This is a genomic window from Pseudomonas putida NBRC 14164 (genome assembly GCF_000412675.1).
In the GTDB taxonomy this organism is placed as follows: Bacteria; Pseudomonadota; Gammaproteobacteria; order Pseudomonadales; family Pseudomonadaceae; genus Aquipseudomonas; species Aquipseudomonas putida.
On the sequence record NC_021505.1, the window covers coordinates 5144341 to 5161798 of the forward strand.

16 protein-coding genes are annotated in these 17458 nt (G+C 63.7%); 8 read left to right on the top strand and 8 right to left on the bottom strand.

Features of this window, described 5'->3' with window-relative positions:
- A complete protein-coding gene (locus PP4_RS22825) occupies positions 1–1275 on the top strand; it encodes a uracil-xanthine permease family protein (RefSeq protein WP_016501493.1) in 1275 nt (424 codons plus the stop codon).
- Between the two features lie 132 nt (positions 1276–1407).
- Here the strand turns inward: PP4_RS22825 and hemH are convergent, their stop codons facing one another.
- Both hemH and PP4_RS22835 read right to left on the bottom strand, forming a co-directional pair.
- The gene (gene hemH, locus PP4_RS22830; RefSeq protein WP_016501494.1) at positions 1408–2424 is read right to left on the bottom strand and encodes a ferrochelatase; all 1017 of its coding nucleotides are present in this window, start codon (positions 2422–2424) and stop codon (positions 1408–1410) included.
- 13 nt (positions 2425–2437) lie between these two features.
- Positions 2438–3343, bottom strand: coding sequence for a TIGR01777 family oxidoreductase (locus tag PP4_RS22835; protein WP_016501495.1), 906 nt, complete (start codon positions 3341–3343; stop codon positions 2438–2440).
- 187 nt (positions 3344–3530) lie between these two features.
- On the opposite strand from PP4_RS22835, the gene PP4_RS22840 reads away from it, so the two are divergent.
- The 5 genes from PP4_RS22840 (at position 3531) to PP4_RS22860 (ending at position 8603) form a co-directional block, all read left to right on the top strand.
- Complete coding sequence (locus tag PP4_RS22840; RefSeq protein ID WP_016501496.1) at positions 3531–4517, top strand: NAD(P)/FAD-dependent oxidoreductase; 987 nt, start codon at positions 3531–3533, stop codon at positions 4515–4517.
- Between the two features lie 100 nt (positions 4518–4617).
- Positions 4618–5586 carry a YbgA family protein gene (locus PP4_RS22845; protein ID WP_016501497.1) on the top strand — a complete coding sequence of 323 codons (969 nt, stop codon included), beginning with the start codon at positions 4618–4620 and terminating at the stop codon, positions 5584–5586.
- Positions 5576–6475, top strand: a complete 900-nt coding sequence (locus tag PP4_RS22850; RefSeq protein WP_016501498.1) for a MerR family transcriptional regulator — start codon at positions 5576–5578, stop codon at positions 6473–6475. Before PP4_RS22845 ends, PP4_RS22850 begins: the two co-directional genes overlap by 11 nt.
- A complete protein-coding gene (phrB, locus tag PP4_RS22855; RefSeq protein ID WP_016501499.1) occupies positions 6466–7908 on the top strand; it encodes a deoxyribodipyrimidine photo-lyase in 1443 nt (480 codons plus the stop codon). The genes PP4_RS22850 and phrB overlap by 10 nt, the downstream gene beginning before the upstream one ends.
- A 14-nt stretch (positions 7909–7922) precedes the next feature.
- Entirely contained in the window at positions 7923–8603 is a 681-nt protein-coding gene (locus PP4_RS22860; protein ID WP_370453630.1) for an SDR family NAD(P)-dependent oxidoreductase, read from the top strand.
- A 138-nt stretch (positions 8604–8741) separates the two neighbouring features.
- Here the strand turns inward: PP4_RS22860 and PP4_RS22865 are convergent, their stop codons facing one another.
- The 6 genes from PP4_RS22865 to hemA all read right to left on the bottom strand — a co-directional run bounded on the left by PP4_RS22865 (position 8742) and on the right by hemA (position 14092).
- Complete coding sequence (locus PP4_RS22865) at positions 8742–9260, bottom strand: acyloxyacyl hydrolase (protein ID WP_016501501.1); 519 nt, start codon at positions 9258–9260, stop codon at positions 8742–8744.
- 106 nt (positions 9261–9366) lie between these two features.
- A complete protein-coding gene (gene murI, locus PP4_RS22870; protein ID WP_016501502.1) occupies positions 9367–10164 on the bottom strand; it encodes a glutamate racemase in 798 nt (265 codons plus the stop codon).
- Complete coding sequence (locus tag PP4_RS22875; RefSeq protein ID WP_016501503.1) at positions 10157–10912, bottom strand: molybdopterin-synthase adenylyltransferase MoeB; 756 nt, start codon at positions 10910–10912, stop codon at positions 10157–10159. The genes murI and PP4_RS22875 overlap by 8 nt, the downstream gene beginning before the upstream one ends.
- Positions 10906–11736, bottom strand: coding sequence for a peptide chain release factor N(5)-glutamine methyltransferase (prmC, locus tag PP4_RS22880; protein WP_016501504.1), 831 nt, complete (start codon positions 11734–11736; stop codon positions 10906–10908). The genes PP4_RS22875 and prmC overlap by 7 nt, the downstream gene beginning before the upstream one ends.
- Complete coding sequence (gene prfA, locus PP4_RS22885) at positions 11736–12818, bottom strand: peptide chain release factor 1 (RefSeq protein ID WP_016501505.1); 1083 nt, start codon at positions 12816–12818, stop codon at positions 11736–11738. The genes prmC and prfA overlap by 1 nt, the downstream gene beginning before the upstream one ends.
- Positions 12815–14092: a glutamyl-tRNA reductase gene (gene hemA, locus PP4_RS22890; protein WP_016501506.1), complete on the bottom strand. Its 1278-nt coding sequence runs from the start codon at positions 14090–14092 to the stop codon at positions 12815–12817. Before hemA ends, prfA begins: the two co-directional genes overlap by 4 nt.
- A 1019-nt stretch (positions 14093–15111) precedes the next feature.
- Here hemA and PP4_RS22895 point away from each other — a divergent pair.
- Both PP4_RS22895 and lolB read left to right on the top strand, forming a co-directional pair.
- Positions 15112–16833, top strand: coding sequence for a tetratricopeptide repeat protein (locus PP4_RS22895; protein ID WP_016501507.1), 1722 nt, complete (start codon positions 15112–15114; stop codon positions 16831–16833).
- A gap of 4 nt (positions 16834–16837) precedes the next feature.
- A complete protein-coding gene (lolB, locus tag PP4_RS22900; RefSeq protein ID WP_016501508.1) occupies positions 16838–17455 on the top strand; it encodes a lipoprotein insertase outer membrane protein LolB in 618 nt (205 codons plus the stop codon).
- The last annotated feature ends 3 nt before the right edge of the window (positions 17456–17458 follow it).

The following is a 17458-nucleotide window of genomic DNA, read 5'->3' on the forward strand; positions in this document are numbered from 1 at the left end:
ATGCAGGACGGCTTCAACGACCCGCTCTGGCGCCAGGTCGTTTCGGGCGCGCAGATGCTCTTCGTGGCATTTGGCGCGTTGGTGCTGATGCCACTGATCACCGGCCTCGACCCGAACGTCGCGTTGTTCACTGCCGGCATCGGCACGCTGCTGTTCCAGCTGGTTACCGGCCGCCAGGTACCGGTGTTCCTGGCCTCCAGCTTTGCCTTCATCACCCCGATCATCCTCGCCAAGGGCCAGTTCGGCCTGGCCGAGACCATGGGCGGCGTGATGGCTGCAGGTTTCGTGTACACCTTCATGGGCCTGATGGTAAAAATCAAAGGCACCGGTTTCATCGACCGCATGCTGCCGCCTGTGGTTATCGGCCCGGTAATCATCTCCATCGGCCTGGCCATGGCACCGATCGCTGCCAACATGGCGATGGGCAAAGGTGGGGACGGCGCAGCACTGATGCCGTACAAGACCGCCATGCTGATCTCCATGCCAGCCCTGCTGACCACCTTGATCGTCGCCGTGTTCGGCAAGGGCATTTTCCGCCTGGTACCGATCATCTCCGGCGTGCTGGTGGGCTTTGCCCTGGCCTTCGCTTTTGGCGTGGTCGACACGGCGAAGATCGCCGCCGCACCGTGGCTGGAAATCCCCAACTTCACCGCACCAGCATTCAACTGGCAGGCCATCCTGTTCATCGTCCCGGTTGCCCTGGCACCGGCGATCGAGCACATTGGCGGGGTGATTGCGGTCGGTAGCGTGACCGGCCGTGACTACCTGAAAAAGCCTGGCCTGCACCGCACCTTGCTGGGTGACGGCCTGGCCACCACGGCAGCCGGCCTGTTCGGCGGCCCGCCCAACACCACCTACGCCGAAGTGACTGGCGCGGTGATGCTGACCAAGAACTACAACCCGAAAATCATGACCTGGGCGGCGGTCTTCGCCATTACCCTGGCGTTCATCGGCAAGTTCGGCGCGCTGCTGCAAAGCATCCCGGTACCCGTGATGGGCGGCATTCTGTGCCTGCTGTTCGGTTCGATCGCGGCGGTGGGCATGAACACCATGATCCGCCACAAGATCGACCTGGCCGAAGCGCGCAACCTGGTGATCGTGTCGGTAACCTTGGTGTTTGGTATCGGCGGCGTGCTGATCGGCAGCGGTGACGGCCCGGATGACTGGGGCCTGAAGGGCATCGCCCTGTGCGCCATCGTGGCAATTGCCCTGAACCTGATCCTGCCGGGCAATGATGGCTGGAAGCACAAGAAACTGGACGACCAGTTGCCTTGATCCGGCTTTAACCTGAACCGGCCCTATCGCCGGCAAGCCAGCTCCCACAGGTACACCACAAGTTTCAGATACTGTGATGCCCTTGTGGGAGCTGGCTTGCCGGCGATAGGGCCGGTATAGGCAGCCGCAATGTCAGGCCTTTTCGCACATATCCGCCAGCACCCTCACCCACTCCGGGTGATCATTCAGGCACGGCACCAGCACCAGCTCCCGCCCGCCGGCCTCGACAAACTGTTCGCTGCCGCGCATGCCGATCTCTTCCAGCGTCTCGATGCAATCGGCCACAAACGCCGGGCACATCACCAGAAGCTTCTTCACGCCGGCCTTGGCCAGCTCATCCAGCCGCGTCTCGGTGTAGGGCTCGATCCACTTGTCCCGCCCCAGCCGAGACTGGAACGATACAGACCATTTGCCATCCGGTATGCCCATTCTCTGCGCAAAGGCTTTGGCCGTAGCCAGGCATTGCCCGCGGTAACACACCGCACGCACCTCGGCGGATGCACCGTGGCAGCAATCGGGGGTGCGCAGGTCGTGCTTGTTGCCCTTCGGAAACAGCTTCTTCAAGTGCCGCTCCGGCAAGCCATGGAAGCTAAGCAACAGGTGGTCGTAATCCTGTTCCAGGTAAGGCCGGGCGCTGGCAGCCAGCGCTTCGATGTATTCAGGGTGCTCGTAAAACGGCTGCAGCACGCGCATCTGCAGGGGCAGCTGGCGCTCGCTGATCACCTGTTTTGCCAACTCGACCACAGTGGTCACGGTACTGTCGGCGAACTGTGGATAAAGCGGCGCCAAGGTCACCTTGCGCACGCCTTGGCCTGCCAGGCGTTCCAGCACTTCGGGCAAGGCTGGCTGGCCATAGCGCATGGCAATTTCCACCGGGCCATGGGGCCAGTGCTCGACCATTGCTGACTGCAGGCGACGGGTCAGCACCACCAGCGGCGAGCCCTCCTCCCACCAGATCGAGCCATAGGCATGCGCCGACTGTTCCGGGCGCTTGATCAGGATCAACGACACCAGCAGGCGCCGCACCGGCCAGGGCAGGTCGACCACGTACGGGTCCATGAGGAACTGGTTGAGGTAGCGGCGCACATCGGCCACCGAGGTGGAGGCCGGGGAACCCAGGTTGACCAGCAGCAGGGCGTGATCGGTCATGCAGCGTCCTATGTCAGAGGCGGCTGGACAAGTTGTCCAGGGCCGATTGCAGATCGTTGAAGCGGAAGGTGAAGCCAGCCGCCAGCAAGCGTACCGGGCGCGCCCGCTGACCGCCCAGCAACAAGGTCGACATCTCGCCCAGGCCAGCCCGGAGCAGCAATGCCGGCACCGGCAGCAGCGCCGGCCGATGCAGGGCCCGGCCCAGGCGCCTGGCGAACTCGCGGTTACGCACCGGCTCCGGGGCGCAGGCATTATAAGGACCGCTGGCATCCTTGTGCTGCAAGAGAAAATCTATCAGGGCGACCTGGTCGTCTATATGGACCCATGGCATCCACTGCCGCCCATCGCCCAATGGCCCGCCCAGCCCCAGTTTGAAGGGCAAGCGCAGGCGCGACAAAAAGCCGCCATCGCTGGCCAGCACCAGCCCGGTGCGCACCAGCACCACGCGGATACCCTGTGCCTGTGAGCGCTGGGCCGTCTCTTCCCAGGCAATGCACAACTGGCTGGCGAAATCTTCGCGCACAGGTGGCGAGGCCTCGGTCAGTTCGCGTTCACCACCGTCACCGTACCAGCCCACCGCAGAGCCGGAAATCAGCACCTGCGGGCGTTGCTCACGGGTGCCCAGCCAGGTCAGCAATTGCTCGGTCAGGGTGACCCGGCTGGCCCACAGCAGGTTTCGCCGGGCGGCCGTCCAGGGCCGATCGGCAATCGGCGCACCGGCCAGGTTGACCACTGCATCAAGGTGATCGTCCGCCTCCATTTCCTCCAGGCGGGCGATGCCACGCACGCCACTGCCACATATTTTCGGCACCTGCTCGGGTCGCCGGCTCCATACCGTGAGCCGATGCCCCTGGCCAAGCCAGTACTGGCACAGATGCTTGCCAATCAAACCGGTGCCACCTGTCAGCAATATATGCATGGCTGTGTCCTCGCAGAATGCGGCGGTGGTCTATTTTTAACATCAAGGCACTTTTTTGACCCGACGCTCTCGGATAAACATAGGCCAACCTGCCCGTGAAAGCGGAATAACCTTATACAGAATTTCTGGATTGTACAGGTTTGCCTGACAGCGTAGTCTGCTCATAGCAAGGTTTGAAGAGGCCATCATGACAGTACCTATTGCCATCATCGGGGCCGGTATCGCCGGCTTGTCAGTCGCCCAGGCGTTGCAAAAGGCCGGGCAGTCCGTGCATCTGTTCGACAAAGGCCACGGCAGTGGCGGGCGCATGGCCAGCAAGCGCAGCGAGGCCGGCGCGCTGGACCTCGGCGCCCAGTACTTCACTGCCCGTGACCGGCGCTTCGTCGAGCAGGTGCAACATTGGGTTGCCGCCGGCTGGGCCGAGCAGTGGAAGCCGCAGCTGTACAACTACCGTGATGGCGAACTCACCCCCTCCCCCGACGAACAGACGCGATGGGTGGGCGTGCCACGCATGAGCGCCATCACCCGTGGGCTGCTAAAGGATGTGACAGTGAACTTCGGCTGCCGTATCGCCGAGGTGTTCCGCGGCAAGCAGTACTGGCACCTGCAAGATACCGAAGGCTGCAGCCATGGCCCTTACAGCCGCGTGGTGATTGCTGTACCGGCACCGCAGGCCACGCCACTTCTGGCCTCCACCCCGAAACTGGCCGCCGTGGCTGCGGGCGTGCAGATGGAGCCTGTCTGGGCTGTCGCGCTCGCCTTCCAGACACCGTTGGACACCCCGATGCAAGGCTGCTTCGTGCAGGACAAACCGCTAGACTGGCTGGCCCGCAACCGCAGCAAGCCCGGCCGCGACGAGCAGCTCGATACCTGGGTGCTGCACGCCACCTCTGACTGGAGCCGGCAGCACATCGACCTGACCAAGGAGCAAGTGATCGAACAGCTGTGGGGCGAGTTCGCCGAGCTGGTCGGCTGCGTGGTGCCAGCGCCCACCTTCGCCCTGGCCCACCGCTGGCTCTATGCGCGCCCCAGCAGCAATCATGAGTGGGGCGCACTGGCCGATGCTGATCAAGGCTTGTACGCCTGCGGCGACTGGTGCCTGTCCGGGCGGGTAGAAGGCGCCTGGCTCAGCGGCCAGGAAGCGGCGCGACGGCTGCTCGAACACATGGAATGATGTACGGCCATCCACAAATTCCTGTTTGCATAACTTCCCGGCTGTGCTGGAATAAACTTGTACAAGATTCTAGACTCGTACAAGTTTACCGGAGGCAGCCATGCACGACCCTTCAGCCCACAGCAAGCCGCGTATCGCCATCAGCGCCTGCCTGACCGGGCACAGCGTGCGTTACAACGGCGGCCACAAGGCCTCGGACCTGTGCCGTACGCAACTGGATGCTCATTTTGACTGGCTGCCGGTGTGCCCGGAAGTCGCCATCGGCCTGGGCGTACCGCGCGACCCGATCCGCCTGGTCGGCAACCCCGAACGACCGGAAGTGGTCGGCACCCGCAACCCTGGCATGGACTTGACCGACCCACTGCGCAGCTATGGCAAGCAGATGGCCGCCGAGCTCGACGATATCTGCGGCTATATCTTCATGCAGAAGTCGCCTTCCTGTGGCCTGGAGCGGGTCAAGGTGTATCAGGACAACGGCCATCCGGCCCTCCACGGTGGGCGCGGCGTTTACGCCCAGGCCTTCTGCGCTCAACGCCCGGACCTGCCGGTAGAAGAAGAAGGCCGCCTGCATGACCCCGTGCTGCGCGAGAACTTCATCAGCCGCGTGTATGCCTACGCCGACTGGCAGCGCCTGCTTGCCGAGGGCCTTAGCCGTGGCAGCCTGGTCCGCTTTCATTCGCGTTACAAATACCTGGTGATGGCCAACAACCCGCAGGCCTACAGAACCTTGGGCCGCCTGCTCGGCAGCATGAGCAAGGATGACGACCCACACAGCATCGGCCCACGCTACTTCAGCGAGCTGATGCAGGCCCTGCGCCGCTGTGCCAGCCGCGGCACCCACTGCAATGTGTTGCAGCACCTCAGCGGCTATTTCAAGGACAGCCTGACGCAACAGGACAAGGCCGAGTTGCAGACACTCATCAGCCAGTACCAGCAAGGCGTGGTGCCACTTGTGGTGCCGCTGACCCTGCTCAAGCACCATTTGCGCAAGCACCCCGACGCCTATCTGCAGCAGCAAGCCTACCTGCAGCCGCACCCCGAGAGCCTGGGCTTGCGCAATGCAGTCTGAGGACTTGCTGCCCATCGGCGAACTGGCCCGCCGCACCGGCGTCAACCCGGTCACCCTGCGCGCCTGGGAACGTCGGTATGGCCTGCTCAAGCCCCAGCGCACCGCGAAGGGGCATCGCCTGTACCCGCTGGAACAGGTCGAGCGGGTCGAGGCAATCCTTGGCTGGTTGCAGCGTGGGGCATCGGTCGGCCAAGTGCGCGAGCTGCTCGACAAGCCGTCCAGCACGCCGCCCAAGGGTGACTGGCAGGCCCGGCAGTTCCAGCTGATCGAGGCCATTGCCAACCTGTCACAACGCGCCCTTGACCAACAGCTTAACCAGGCCATGGCCCTGTACCCGGCCGTTACCCTGTGCGAACAACTGCTGCTGCCACTGCTCGACCTCCTCGACCTGCGGTGGCGCAATTACTTCAATGCGCAGCTGGAACAGGCGTTTTTCCACAGCTGGCTTCGCAGCAAGCTTGGTGCCCGCGTCTACCATGACAACCAGTTATTGCAGGGCCCTGCGGTGTTGCTGGTGGAAGACAGTGAACGTGCCTTCAGCGCCGGTTTATGGCTATGCGCCTGGCTGTTCACCAGCAACGGGTTCCCAGTCGAGGTACTGGAAAACCCCGTTGCAGGCCCGCACCTGCAACGTGCGGTCAGCACACTCAACCCCCGCGCCGTGCTCCTGCACCTGGGGCCCCGCATCGATGGCAAGGCACTGCAACGCACCCTGCACAACCTGCCCATGACAATCCTGGCCGGCGGCCCGACGCTGTTGCTGCATGAAGCGCAGTTGCGTGCCCTCGAGCTGCCCAACCTGGCCCTGTTCGACACCCCGCAGGTGGCTTTGCGCTTGCTTCAAGCCCATGACCGCCAGCCTGTAGAGATGAATGCCCCATGCACCTGACCTGGCTGCGCAGCGACCTGCGCATCGATGACAACACCGCTCTCAGCGCCGCCACCGAGCGCGGGCCGACCATCGCCCTTTGGCTGGTCAGCCCCGGGCAATGGCAAGCCCATGATGATGCCGCCTGCAAAGTCGACTTCTGGCTGCGCAACCTGCGCGACCTGCGCCAGTCGCTGGAAGGCCTGAATATTCCCCTGCTGATCCGCAAGATCGACACCTGGGACCAGGCGCCACAAGCCGTGCTTGAGGTATGCCGCCAACATCAGGTGGCAAGCGCCCACTGGAACGAAGAGTACGGCATCAACGAGCAGCGCCGTGACGATGCCACCCGTGCCCTGCTGGAAAAGTCGGGCATTCAGGCCCACAGCCACCTCGACCAGCTGTTTTTCCGCCCGGGCACCATCCTGACCCGCAGTGGTGACTACTTCCAGGTTTTCAGCCAGTTCAAGAAAACCTGCCTGGAGCACCTGCACCGCAGCCTGCCTGCCCTGGCCCACCGGGTTAAGCGCCAGGCACCGCTGCATATCCCTGCCGACCCGGTTCCGCAACACGTGGACGGTTTTGAAACACCCACGCGCGCCTTGCGCGAATATTGGCCAGCGGGTGAAGCCGAGGCTCAGGGGCGGCTGTCCCGCTTCCTTGACGAAGCCATCGACGACTACCAGCTACAGCGTGACCTGCCTGCCAAGCCTGGTACCAGCCAGCTTTCGACTTACCTGGCCGCCGGCGTGATCTCGCCCCGACAGTGCCTGCACGGCGCACTGGCCAGCAACCGAGGCGAGTTCGACAGTGGCAGTACCGGCGTACAAACCTGGATCAACGAACTGCTGTGGCGCGAATTCTACAAGCACATCCTGAGCGGTTATCCACAGGTCTCACGCCACCGCGCCTTCCGCGCCCAGACCGAAGCCTTGCCCTGGCGTGACGCCCCGGCAGACCTGGAGGCCTGGGAACAAGGCCGCACCGGCTTCCCGATCATCGACGCCGCCATGCGCCAACTGCTGGATACCGGGTGGATGCACAACCGCCTGCGCATGGTCGTGGCCATGTTCCTCAGCAAGAACCTGCTGATCGACTGGCGCAAGGGCGAGCGGCACTTCATGCGCCACCTGATAGACGGTGACCTGGCTGCCAACAATGGCGGCTGGCAGTGGAGTGCGTCCACCGGTACCGACGCAGTGCCCTATTTCCGTATCTTCAACCCGATTTCACAGTCTCAACGTTTCGACCCTCAGGGGCACTTCATCCGGCACTGGCTGCCGGAATTGCGGGGGCTGGATGAAAAAGCCATCCATCTACCCGTGAAGTCGGCTGATCTTTTTGCTAATAATTCCTACCACAGTCCAATTGTCGATCTCGGCAGCAGTCGCCAGCGCGCGCTGGAGGCTTTCAAGAGCCTCCCGCGTCGGCAGGATCAGAGGGCAATAACTTGAAGAGCGCACGCAGTATCTGGGTGACGGGTGCCGGTAACGGACTAGGCCTCGCATTAGTGGAGGCGCTGCTCGGGCAAGGACACCGGGTAGCAGCAAGCGGTAAGGACAGCGATGCACTGGAGGCCCTGAGTGCGTGTTATGGCAGTCAGCTGTTGCGGTTGCCTTGGCAACTGCATGAAGAACAACAGGTGGCGAATGCCTGCCAGCAGATATGCCATGCCTGGTGCTCGCTGGATGGCTTGATCATAAATGCCGGCACCAGTGATTACCTGCCGGCCGATGTAGCAGACAGCGAACTGTTCGAGGCGATAGGCAGTACCAACCAGCTGGCAGGTGAGCTGTGCCTGAGCAAAGCGCTGCCTTTGCTGGCAAAGGGCGATTCGCAGCAGGTGATGGCGTTGTTCAACCGGTATTCAGCGTTGCAGCTGTATGCCCCGACACAGGTCATTGCGGGCTGGAACAACCTGCCGCAATGGATGCGTGAGCAACGCAAGCCTCTGAAGGAGCTGGGCATCGGGCTGACTGTAGTGGCGCCACAGTCGCTGAAGGTGCCGGTGACGTCGGTGCAGGCGATCCCGGAGGAGTGGACGCCGCAGGGTGTCGCTGAAGCGTTGTTGCGTCGGTGGCCGCAGGGAGAACCGGAACTGATCCTGGAAACCCTGGACATCAGTAGCCTGTGGCCGTTGACGCGCTAATACCTGAAAACAGGGTTGGCTTCTTCGCGGGCGCGCCCGCTCCCACAGGAATTCGCAGATCTTGAATGCTGCGGTATCCCTGAGGGAGCAGGTTTATCGAAGCGTAGAACCCCCGCGAAGACGCCGGCGCAGGTGAACTCAGAGCGCCATGCGGTAATGGAGGCTGTAGCTTTCCACCCCATCGTTGGGCTCTTTGATACCCGCATTGGAGTAATGGATCGCCCGCACTCCGATCTCATGCCCGCCGGCAAAGCGCAAACCAAAGCCGATGCGGTCCTCGAACTGGAACGACGAGCCTAGCTCGTTGCTTTCCAGTTCGGTGCTGGAAAACGCCGCCACACCAATCCCTGCCTCGATGTAGGGCTTCACCGACTCCCCGGCAAACTCATAGACGAAGACTGGCGCAAACGACAGGCTGTGGTTGCTCGCCGTCTCGTCACCATCCCAATAGGTGTAGGCCCCATCCCAGTAGCCAGTCAGTCGACCAACGCTGGTCTGCCACCAGCTCGCATCCCAGTTCGATTGCAGCCCTAATCGGTAGACCATGGTCGAGTCACCGGTCTGCCCTACCGAAAACGAAACGTCGGCAGCCTGTGCCGACATCGCTTGCCCCAAGGTAAAGGCAGCAGCCGCCGCCAAGCCAAGCAGTTTCCTCATAAGAAACATCCTTCTTCCTGATGCTGTTATTAGTGTCCGCCTCATCTCAGGCAAAGCGGTAGAAAGCAGAAGTGGAACGATAGTTCAGCTGTCTTTCACGTTTTTTTCACAACGCAAAGCTTTGCACATCGTCGGACTTACGCCACAGCACAGGTAGGATTTTTCTGAGATTTTCTGGATCAGCGCTGGTCCAGAAGCGGGCATCGCCGGCCGGGCCTTCGGCCAACAGATCGTTGGCACCCAGCAGCCGCTGCAGTTGGCGCGCCACAGCGGCGCCGGTGTCGATGATAGCCACGTCCGCCGGCACCAGGTCGGCCAGCAACGGGCGCAGGAAGGGGTAATGGGTGCAACCGAGGATCAGCGTATCGCAGCCGGCGGCCAGCAGCGGCTGCACATAGCCAAACAGCATCTGTCGCAGTGCCAGGCTGGTCAGGTCGCCGGTTTCAATCAGCTCGACCAGCCCCGGGCAAGGCTGGGTGATGACCTGCACGTCGTTGGCAAAGCGGTCGAGCAAAGCGGCGAATTTGGCGCTCTGCAGGGTGCCGGTAGTGGCCAGCACACCGACCACGCCCGAGCGGGTAGCCGCCGCCGCAGGCTTCACGGCGGGTTCCATGCCCACCAGCGGCCAGGTCGGGTACAACTCGCGCAAGTCAGCCACCGCCGCTACCGTGGCGGTGTTGCACGCCAGTACCATGGCCTTGGCGCCTTGTGCCTGGAAGAACGCGGCAATACGCCGGCAGCGCTCACGGATGTAGTCGGGCGACTTCTCGCCATAAGGCACATGGCCACAGTCGGCCACGTACAACAGCGTCTCGTTGGGCAGCAGGCGCTGGATCTCGGCGAGCACCGACAAACCGCCGACCCCCGAGTCCATCACGCCGACCGGCGCCGAGCGCTCAGCCATCGCGCTTGCCGCAAACAGTACAGGCCGGGTCACGCTTGACCCGCAACTCGCGAATGCGGGTGCCGAGGGCATCGATCAGCAGCAGGCGGCCAACCAGAGGCTCGCCGAACCCGGCCAGCAGCTTCATCGCCTCCAGCGCCTGCAGGCTGCCCACCAGGCCCACCAGCGGCCCGATAACGCCCGCTTCGCTGCAGGTCAGCTCGTCTTCACTGCCATGCCCATACAGACAGTGGTAGCAGGGGCTGTAGTCGCGCCGAGGGTCGAACACCGACAGCTGCCCTTCCAGGCGGATCGCCGCGCCGCTTACCAGCGGTTTGCAAGCAGCCACACAGGCAGCGTTGACCGCTTCACGGGTAGCGAAATTGTCGGAGCAATCCAGCACCAGGTCGACCGCCGCCACAGCAGCAGCGAGCGAGTCTTCATCCAGGGCCTGGCGATGGGCGACCAGGCCGATCTCCGGGTTGATCGCCTGCAAGCGCTGCAAGGCCGAATCGACCTTGCTCATGCCGACGCTGGCACTGTCGTGAATCACCTGGCGTTGCAGGTTGGTCAGGTCGACGGTGTCGAAGTCGGCCAGGTGCAGCTCACCGACCCCGGCGGCAGCCAGGTACAGCGCAACCGGCGAGCCCAGGCCGCCGAGCCCGATGATCAGGGCCTTGCTCTGCTTGAGCCGCAACTGGCCGTCGATGTCGATCTGGGCCAGCAATACCTGCCGGCTGTAACGCAACAGTTCCTCATCACTCAGCATGGCAGGCGCCCCAGGGTAATGCGTTCATGGCCGCCCAGGTCCGTGCGGCTGGCAACCTCGATAAAACCTTGCTCAGCCAGCAAGGCGCGTACTGAAGCTGCCTGGTCGTAACCATGCTCGAGCAGCAACCAGCCACCCGGCAACAGGTGCGCAGGGGCCTGGGCCGCAATCACGCGCAGGTCGTCCAGGCCATCGGCGCCGGCCACCAGCGCACTGCTGGGCTCGAAGCGCACGTCACCGGCCACCAGGTGCGGATCGGCGGCGGCGATGTAGGGCGGGTTGCTGACAATCAAGTCGAAACGCTCGCCGGCCAGGCTGTCGAACCAGTGGCTTACCCGCACCTGGGCGTTGCCCAGGCCCAGGCGCTGGCGGTTGCGCTCGGCCAGGGCAGCGGCCTCCTCCACCCGGTCAACCGCAGTTACCTGCCAGGCCGGGCGATCGCTGGCCAGGGCCAAGGCAATTGCACCGGTACCGGTGCCCAGGTCGAGGACCTTGGCTGGCGAGGCAGGTTGCAGTTCGAGGGCCGTCTCGACCAACAGTTCGGTATCCGGCCGCGGGATCAGGGTATGCGGCGCCACTTCCAGGTCGATCTTCCAGAAGCCCTGCTGCCCGAGGATGTAGGCGACCGGCTCGCCGCCGCGGCGGCGCTGCAGGTAATCGGCGTATCTCTGGGCATCTTCGCTGCTGACAATTCGCTCGGGCCAGGTGTGCAGGTAGCTGCGCGATTTGCCGATGGCAGCAGCCAACAGCAATTCGGCATCCAGCCGCTCGGTGGGCGATTCGGGCAGCTGCGCGTTGCGCAGCAAGCTGGCGATGATGGTCATCAGTCCCCCAGGGCAGCCAGTTGATCGGCCTGGTATTCGGCCAGCAGCGGTTCGATCACTGCGTCCACGCCACCGCTGAGGATGTCGTCCAGCGAGTACAAGGTCAGGTTGATACGGTGATCGGTCACCCGGCCCTGTGGATAATTGTAGGTGCGGATGCGCTCGGAACGGTCACCGGAGCCCACCAGCAGCTTGCGCTCGCTGGCAATGGCATTCTGTGCTGCGCTGGTCTGCATGTCGTTGAGCTTGGCCGACAGCCAGGACATGGCACGGGCCCGGTTCTTGTGCTGCGAACGCTCTTCCTGGCATTCGACCACGATGCCGGTGGGCAAGTGGGTGATACGGATCGCCGAGTCGGTCTTGTTCACGTGCTGGCCACCCGCGCCAGATGCACGGTAGGTGTCCACGCGCAGGTCGGCCGGGTTGATTTCGATGGCTGCTTGTTCGTCCGGCTCGGGCAGCACCGCCACCGTGCACGCGGAGGTGTGCACGCGGCCTTGGGATTCGGTTTCGGGCACGCGCTGGACGCGGTGCGCGCCAGACTCGAACTTCAGCTTGCCGTAGACGTTCTCACCCTCGACACGGGCGATGATTTCCTTGTAGCCGCCGTGCTCGCCTTCGTTCTCGGACAGGATCTCCAGGCGCCAGCCGCGTTTTTCGGCGTAGCGTGAATACATGCGGAACAGGTCGCCGGAGAAGATCGCCGCCTCGTCGCCACCGGTGCCAGCGCGGATTTCGAGGAACACGTTGCGGCCGTCGTTGGGGTCTTTGGGCAGCAGCATGCGTTGCAGCTTCGCCTCCAGCGTCAGCAGCTGCTCTTTGGCTTCACGCACTTCTTCCACGGCCATTTCGCGCAGGTCCGGGTCGCTGTCCTTGAGCAGCGCCTGGGCACCTTCAAGGTCGCCCTGGACTTTGCACCACTCTTTATAAGCAGCGTAGACCGGCTCGACCTCGGCGTATTCACGGGAATACGCGCGAAAGCGCGTCTGGTCGGAAATGACCTCGGCATCACCGAGCAGTGCGGTGAGCTCTTCGAAGCGGTCCTGGAGGATATCCAGTTTGTTCAGCAGCGACGCTTTCATTGCGGGGATTTGTCCGTGGAGCCCTCGTTGAGGGCAAAGAGTTCCTGGGCCATGGCCAGCGCATCAAGGCGGCCCTCGGCCGAGAGCTTTTTCAACTGCACGCTGGGCGCATGCAGAAGTTTGTTGGTCAGCCCCCGGGCCAGTTGGGCCAGTACGTCCTCGGGGTTGCCGCCGTTGGCCAGCAGGCGCTGGGCCTTTTGCAGTTCTTCGTCGCGCAGGCGCTCGCTTTGCTGGCGATAGGCCTTGAGCACATCCACCGCAGCCAGTTCGCGCAAGCGCACCATGAAATCTTCGGCGCCCACCGACACCAGCTCTTCGGCAGCCTGGGCGGCGCCCTGGCGGCTCTTGAGGTTTTCCGCCACCACGTCGTGCAAGTCATCGACAGTGTACAGGTAGACGTCGTCCAGCTCGCCGACTTCAGGTTCGATGTCACGCGGTACGGCAATGTCGACCATGAAGATCGGCTTGTGCCGGCGCTGTTTCAGCGCACTCTCGACCGCGCCCTTGCCCAGGATTGGCAGTTGGCTGGCGGTGGAGCTGATGACGATGTCGCTGTTGGCCAGTTCCTGGGGGATGTCGGCCAGCAATACGGCGTGCGCGCCGAACTGCTCGGCCAGGATACTGGCCCGCTCCAGGGTGCGGTTGGCCACGACGATACGCCGCACGCCTTGCTCATGCAGGTGGCGGGCGACCAGGGTGATGGTTTCGCCGGCACCGATCAACAAGGCCTGGCTACGGCCCAGGTCGCTGAAGATCTGCTTGGCCAGGCTGACCGCGGCAAACGCCACCGATACCGGGTTTTCACCGATGGCGGTGTCGGTACGCACCTGCTTGGCAGCGCTGAAGGTGGCCTGGAACAGGCGCCCGAGCAGCGGGCCGACGGTGCCGGCCTCGCGCGCCACGGCGTAGGCGGACTTCATCTGGCCGAGGATCTGCGGCTCGCCGAGCACCAATGAGTCCAGGCCGGAAGCCACGCGCATCATGTGCTTTACCGCATCGTGCTCTTCATGCACGTAGGCGCTGGCGCGCAGCTCGTCCAGGCTGAGGCGGTGATAATCGGCCAGCCATTGCAGCACGGCGTCGGCGGACAGGTGGTCCTGCTCTATATAGAGCTCGCTGCGGTTGCAGGTCGACAGGATCGCCGCCTCGCGGCTGGAAGTCAGTCGGCAGAGCTGCTGCAGGGCGTCTACCAGCTGCTCTGGGGTAAACGCCACGCGCTCGCGTACGTCTACCGAGGCAGTCTTATGGTTGATACCAAGTGCAAGAAAGGCCATGCAAGGTCGCTGGTTGTGACGGGAAGCCGATAATTGTCCTCTTTCGCAGGTTTTAGAACAACCACCGTTCGCTATTGCGCTGATAGCGCTGCGGCTATCGCCGCTCGCGGGTCAGCATAAGCGTTGATTTCAGCTTTCACTCCCGCTTTTGATCTGGCTTTGATCTGCCTTTGATCTGGCCTTTGATCTGGCTTTTGATCTGGCTTTTGATCTTCGCGACTTCAGGAGGCCGAACGCAGGCCTTGCGAAGGGAGGTGACGGGCATGGATGCCCGTCAAGCGCTGGGCCCCAGGATGGGGCCTGCAGCGCGGTCCTCCCGGGAGCGAGGCCGGAGTGAGGGAACCCCGGAGCGTAGCGCAGGGGCCGGATGATCGGAGCGCAGCGTTTTTTGGTTACTTTTTGCCGCGTTTGGCAAAAAGTGACTCGCCGTAAGGGCGAAAAGGTGAGTCAGCGTCGGCATCGCAAACGGACTGTTCGCTGCACCAAAACAGTCATATCCGCTTTTCGCTTCGTGCGATGTGGGCCTTAACACAGTGTAGACATTCGTTCGCGCAGGTGGCGCAAGTCACCTTTCCGCCCTTCCGGCGGGTTACTTTGGTCTTGGCCAAAGTAACCAAAGCCGTCCGCTCCCATCATCCGGCCCCTGCGCTGCGCTCCGGGGTCCCCTCGCTCCGGGCTTGCTCCCGGGAGGACCGCGCTGCAGGCCCCATCCTGGGGCCCAGCGCTTGACGGGCATCCATGCCCGTCACCTCCCTCCGCAAGCCCTGCGCTCGGCCTCCTGAAGTCGCAATCTGCGTCGCCTGAGCTATCGCGCGCTTAGAAGCAAGAGCAAGAGCAAGAGCCGGAGCCGGAGCCGGAGCCGGAGCCCTGGGCATTGTGGCAAGCCTGGGGCGAACCCTGCGCGCGCTGCGCGGTCTGCATGTGCTAAGCATATGCTTCATACCTTCGCAGGTGGGTTTTGCCCCCGCGCTTGTGTCATCATGCTCCGACCGCCGGTGAGTCCTCCTATAAGCCTTTCTATGAACAAACCATACGCATTGCTGCTTGCCTTCGCCCTGCTCCAGGGCTGCCAGAGCCTGGCCCCGCAAAAGGCCGAGCCTCCCGTCGCCGAAGCCGGCAAGGGCGAGGCGGAAAAGCCCGTGGTGTATGGCTCGTTCAAGCAGGACACGCTGTATAGCCTGCTGGTCGCGGAGCTGGCCGGCCAGCGCAACCGCTTCGACATTGCCCTGGCCAACTACACCGACCAGGCAGCAAAAACCCAGGACCCCGCGGTTTCCGAGCGCGCCTACCGCATCGCCGAATACCTCGGCGCCGACGAGCCGTCACTGGATAACGCACTGGTCTGGGCCCGCAACGACCCGCAGAACCTCGACGCCCAGCGCGCCGCCGCCATCCAGCTGGCCCGCGCCGGCCGCTATGACGACTCCATGGCCTACATGGAAAAGGTACTGCAGGGCCAGGGCGACACCCACTTCGACTTCCTCGCCCTGTCCGCCGCCGAAACCGACCAGAGCACCCGCGACGGCCTGCTGCAAAGCTTCGAGCGCCTGCTGGTGAAATACCCGGACAACGGCCAGCTGGTGTTCGGCAAGGCCCTGCTGCTGAACCAGGACGGCAAGGCCGAAGAGGCGCTGGAGCTGCTCGAATCGCACCCCGCGCACAACGGCGAAATTGCCCCGATCCTGCTGCGCGCCCGCCTGTTGCAAGCCCTGGACCGCGGCTCCGAGGCACTGCCCCTGCTGCGCGGTGCAATTCGCGACAACCCGGATGACAAGCGCCTGCGCCTGACCTACGCCCGCACCCTGGTCGAGCAGGACCGCATCGCTGATGCCAAGGGCGAGTTCCTCAGCCTGGTCCAGCAATACCCGGACGATGACGAACTGCGCTATTCCCTGGCCCTGGTGTGCCTGGAGAACAAAGACTGGGATGAAGCCGAAGGCTACCTGCAGGAACTGGTCGAGCGTGACAGCAACGTCGACGCCGCGCACCTGAACCTGGGCCGCATCCGCGAGGAACGCCACGACCCCGCTGGCGCCCTGCGCGAATATGCCCTGGTCGGCCCTGGCCCCGACTACCTGCCGGCGCAGCTGCGCCAGGCCGACATCCTGATTGCCAACGGCCGCGGCACCGAGGCCTCGCGCCTGCTCGCCGAGGCCCGCGAAGCCCAGCCGGACTATGCCATCCAGCTGTTCCTGATCGAATCGGAAAGCTACAGCAACAACAACAAGGACGCCCAGGCCAGCCAGGTATTGCAACAAGCCATCCAGCGCTACCCCGACGACCTCAACCTGCTGTACACCCGCGCCATGCTGGCCGAAAAACGCGACGACATGGTGCAGCTGGAAAAAGACCTGCGCGCCATCATCGCCCGTGAACCGGAAAACGCCATGGCGTTGAACGCCCTGGGCTACACACTGGCAGACCGCACCACGCGCTACGCCGAAGCCAAGGCGCTGATCGACAAGGCCCACCAGTTGACCCCGGACGACCCGGCGGTGCTCGACAGCCTGGGCTGGGTCAACTACCGCCTGGGCAACCTCGACGAGGCTGAAACCTACCTGCGCCAAGCCTTTGCCAACTTCCCCGACCACGAAGTGGCCGCCCACCTGGGCGAAGTGCTGTGGGCCAACGGCAAGCGCCGCGAAGCCCGCCAGGTATGGGCCAAGGGCTTCGAAGCCCAGGCCGACAGCCCCATCCTGCGCAAGACCCTCCTGCGCCTGACCGGATCCGAGACCCTTTAACGCCATGTTTTTGCGCCATTGCATCACCTTCACCCTGATCGCCCTGCTGGCCGGCTGTGCCGGCTTTGGTAGCCGCGAGGCCCTGCAAGGTCACGGCGACCCACAACAGTGGCGAGCCCATAAAGAGCAGCTGAGCAGCCTTGATGGCTGGCAGATCAACGGCAAGGTCGGGATCCGCGCCCCGCGCGACTCCGGCAGCGGCACGCTGTTCTGGCTGCAGCGCCAGGACTATTACGACATTCGCCTGGCTGGCCCGCTCGGCCGTGGTGCCGCACGCCTGACCGGCCGCCCCGGCGGCGTGGTGCTGGAAGTGGCCAACCAAGGCCGCTTCGAGGCCTCCAGCCCGGAAGCCCTGCTGGAAGAGCAGCTTGGCTGGCAGTTGCCCGTGTCGCACCTGGTCTGGTGGGTCCGCGGCCTGCCCGCTCCCGACAGCAAGAGCAAGCTGACCCTGGACGGCGACAGCCGCCTGGCCAGCCTCGAGCAGGATGGCTGGCAGGTACAGTACCTGAGCTACACCGAGCAGAATGGCTACTGGTTGCCCGAGCGCCTGAAACTGCACGGCAAGGACCTGGACGTGACCCTTGTGGTCAAGGACTGGCAGCCGCGCCAGCTGGGGCACTGATCA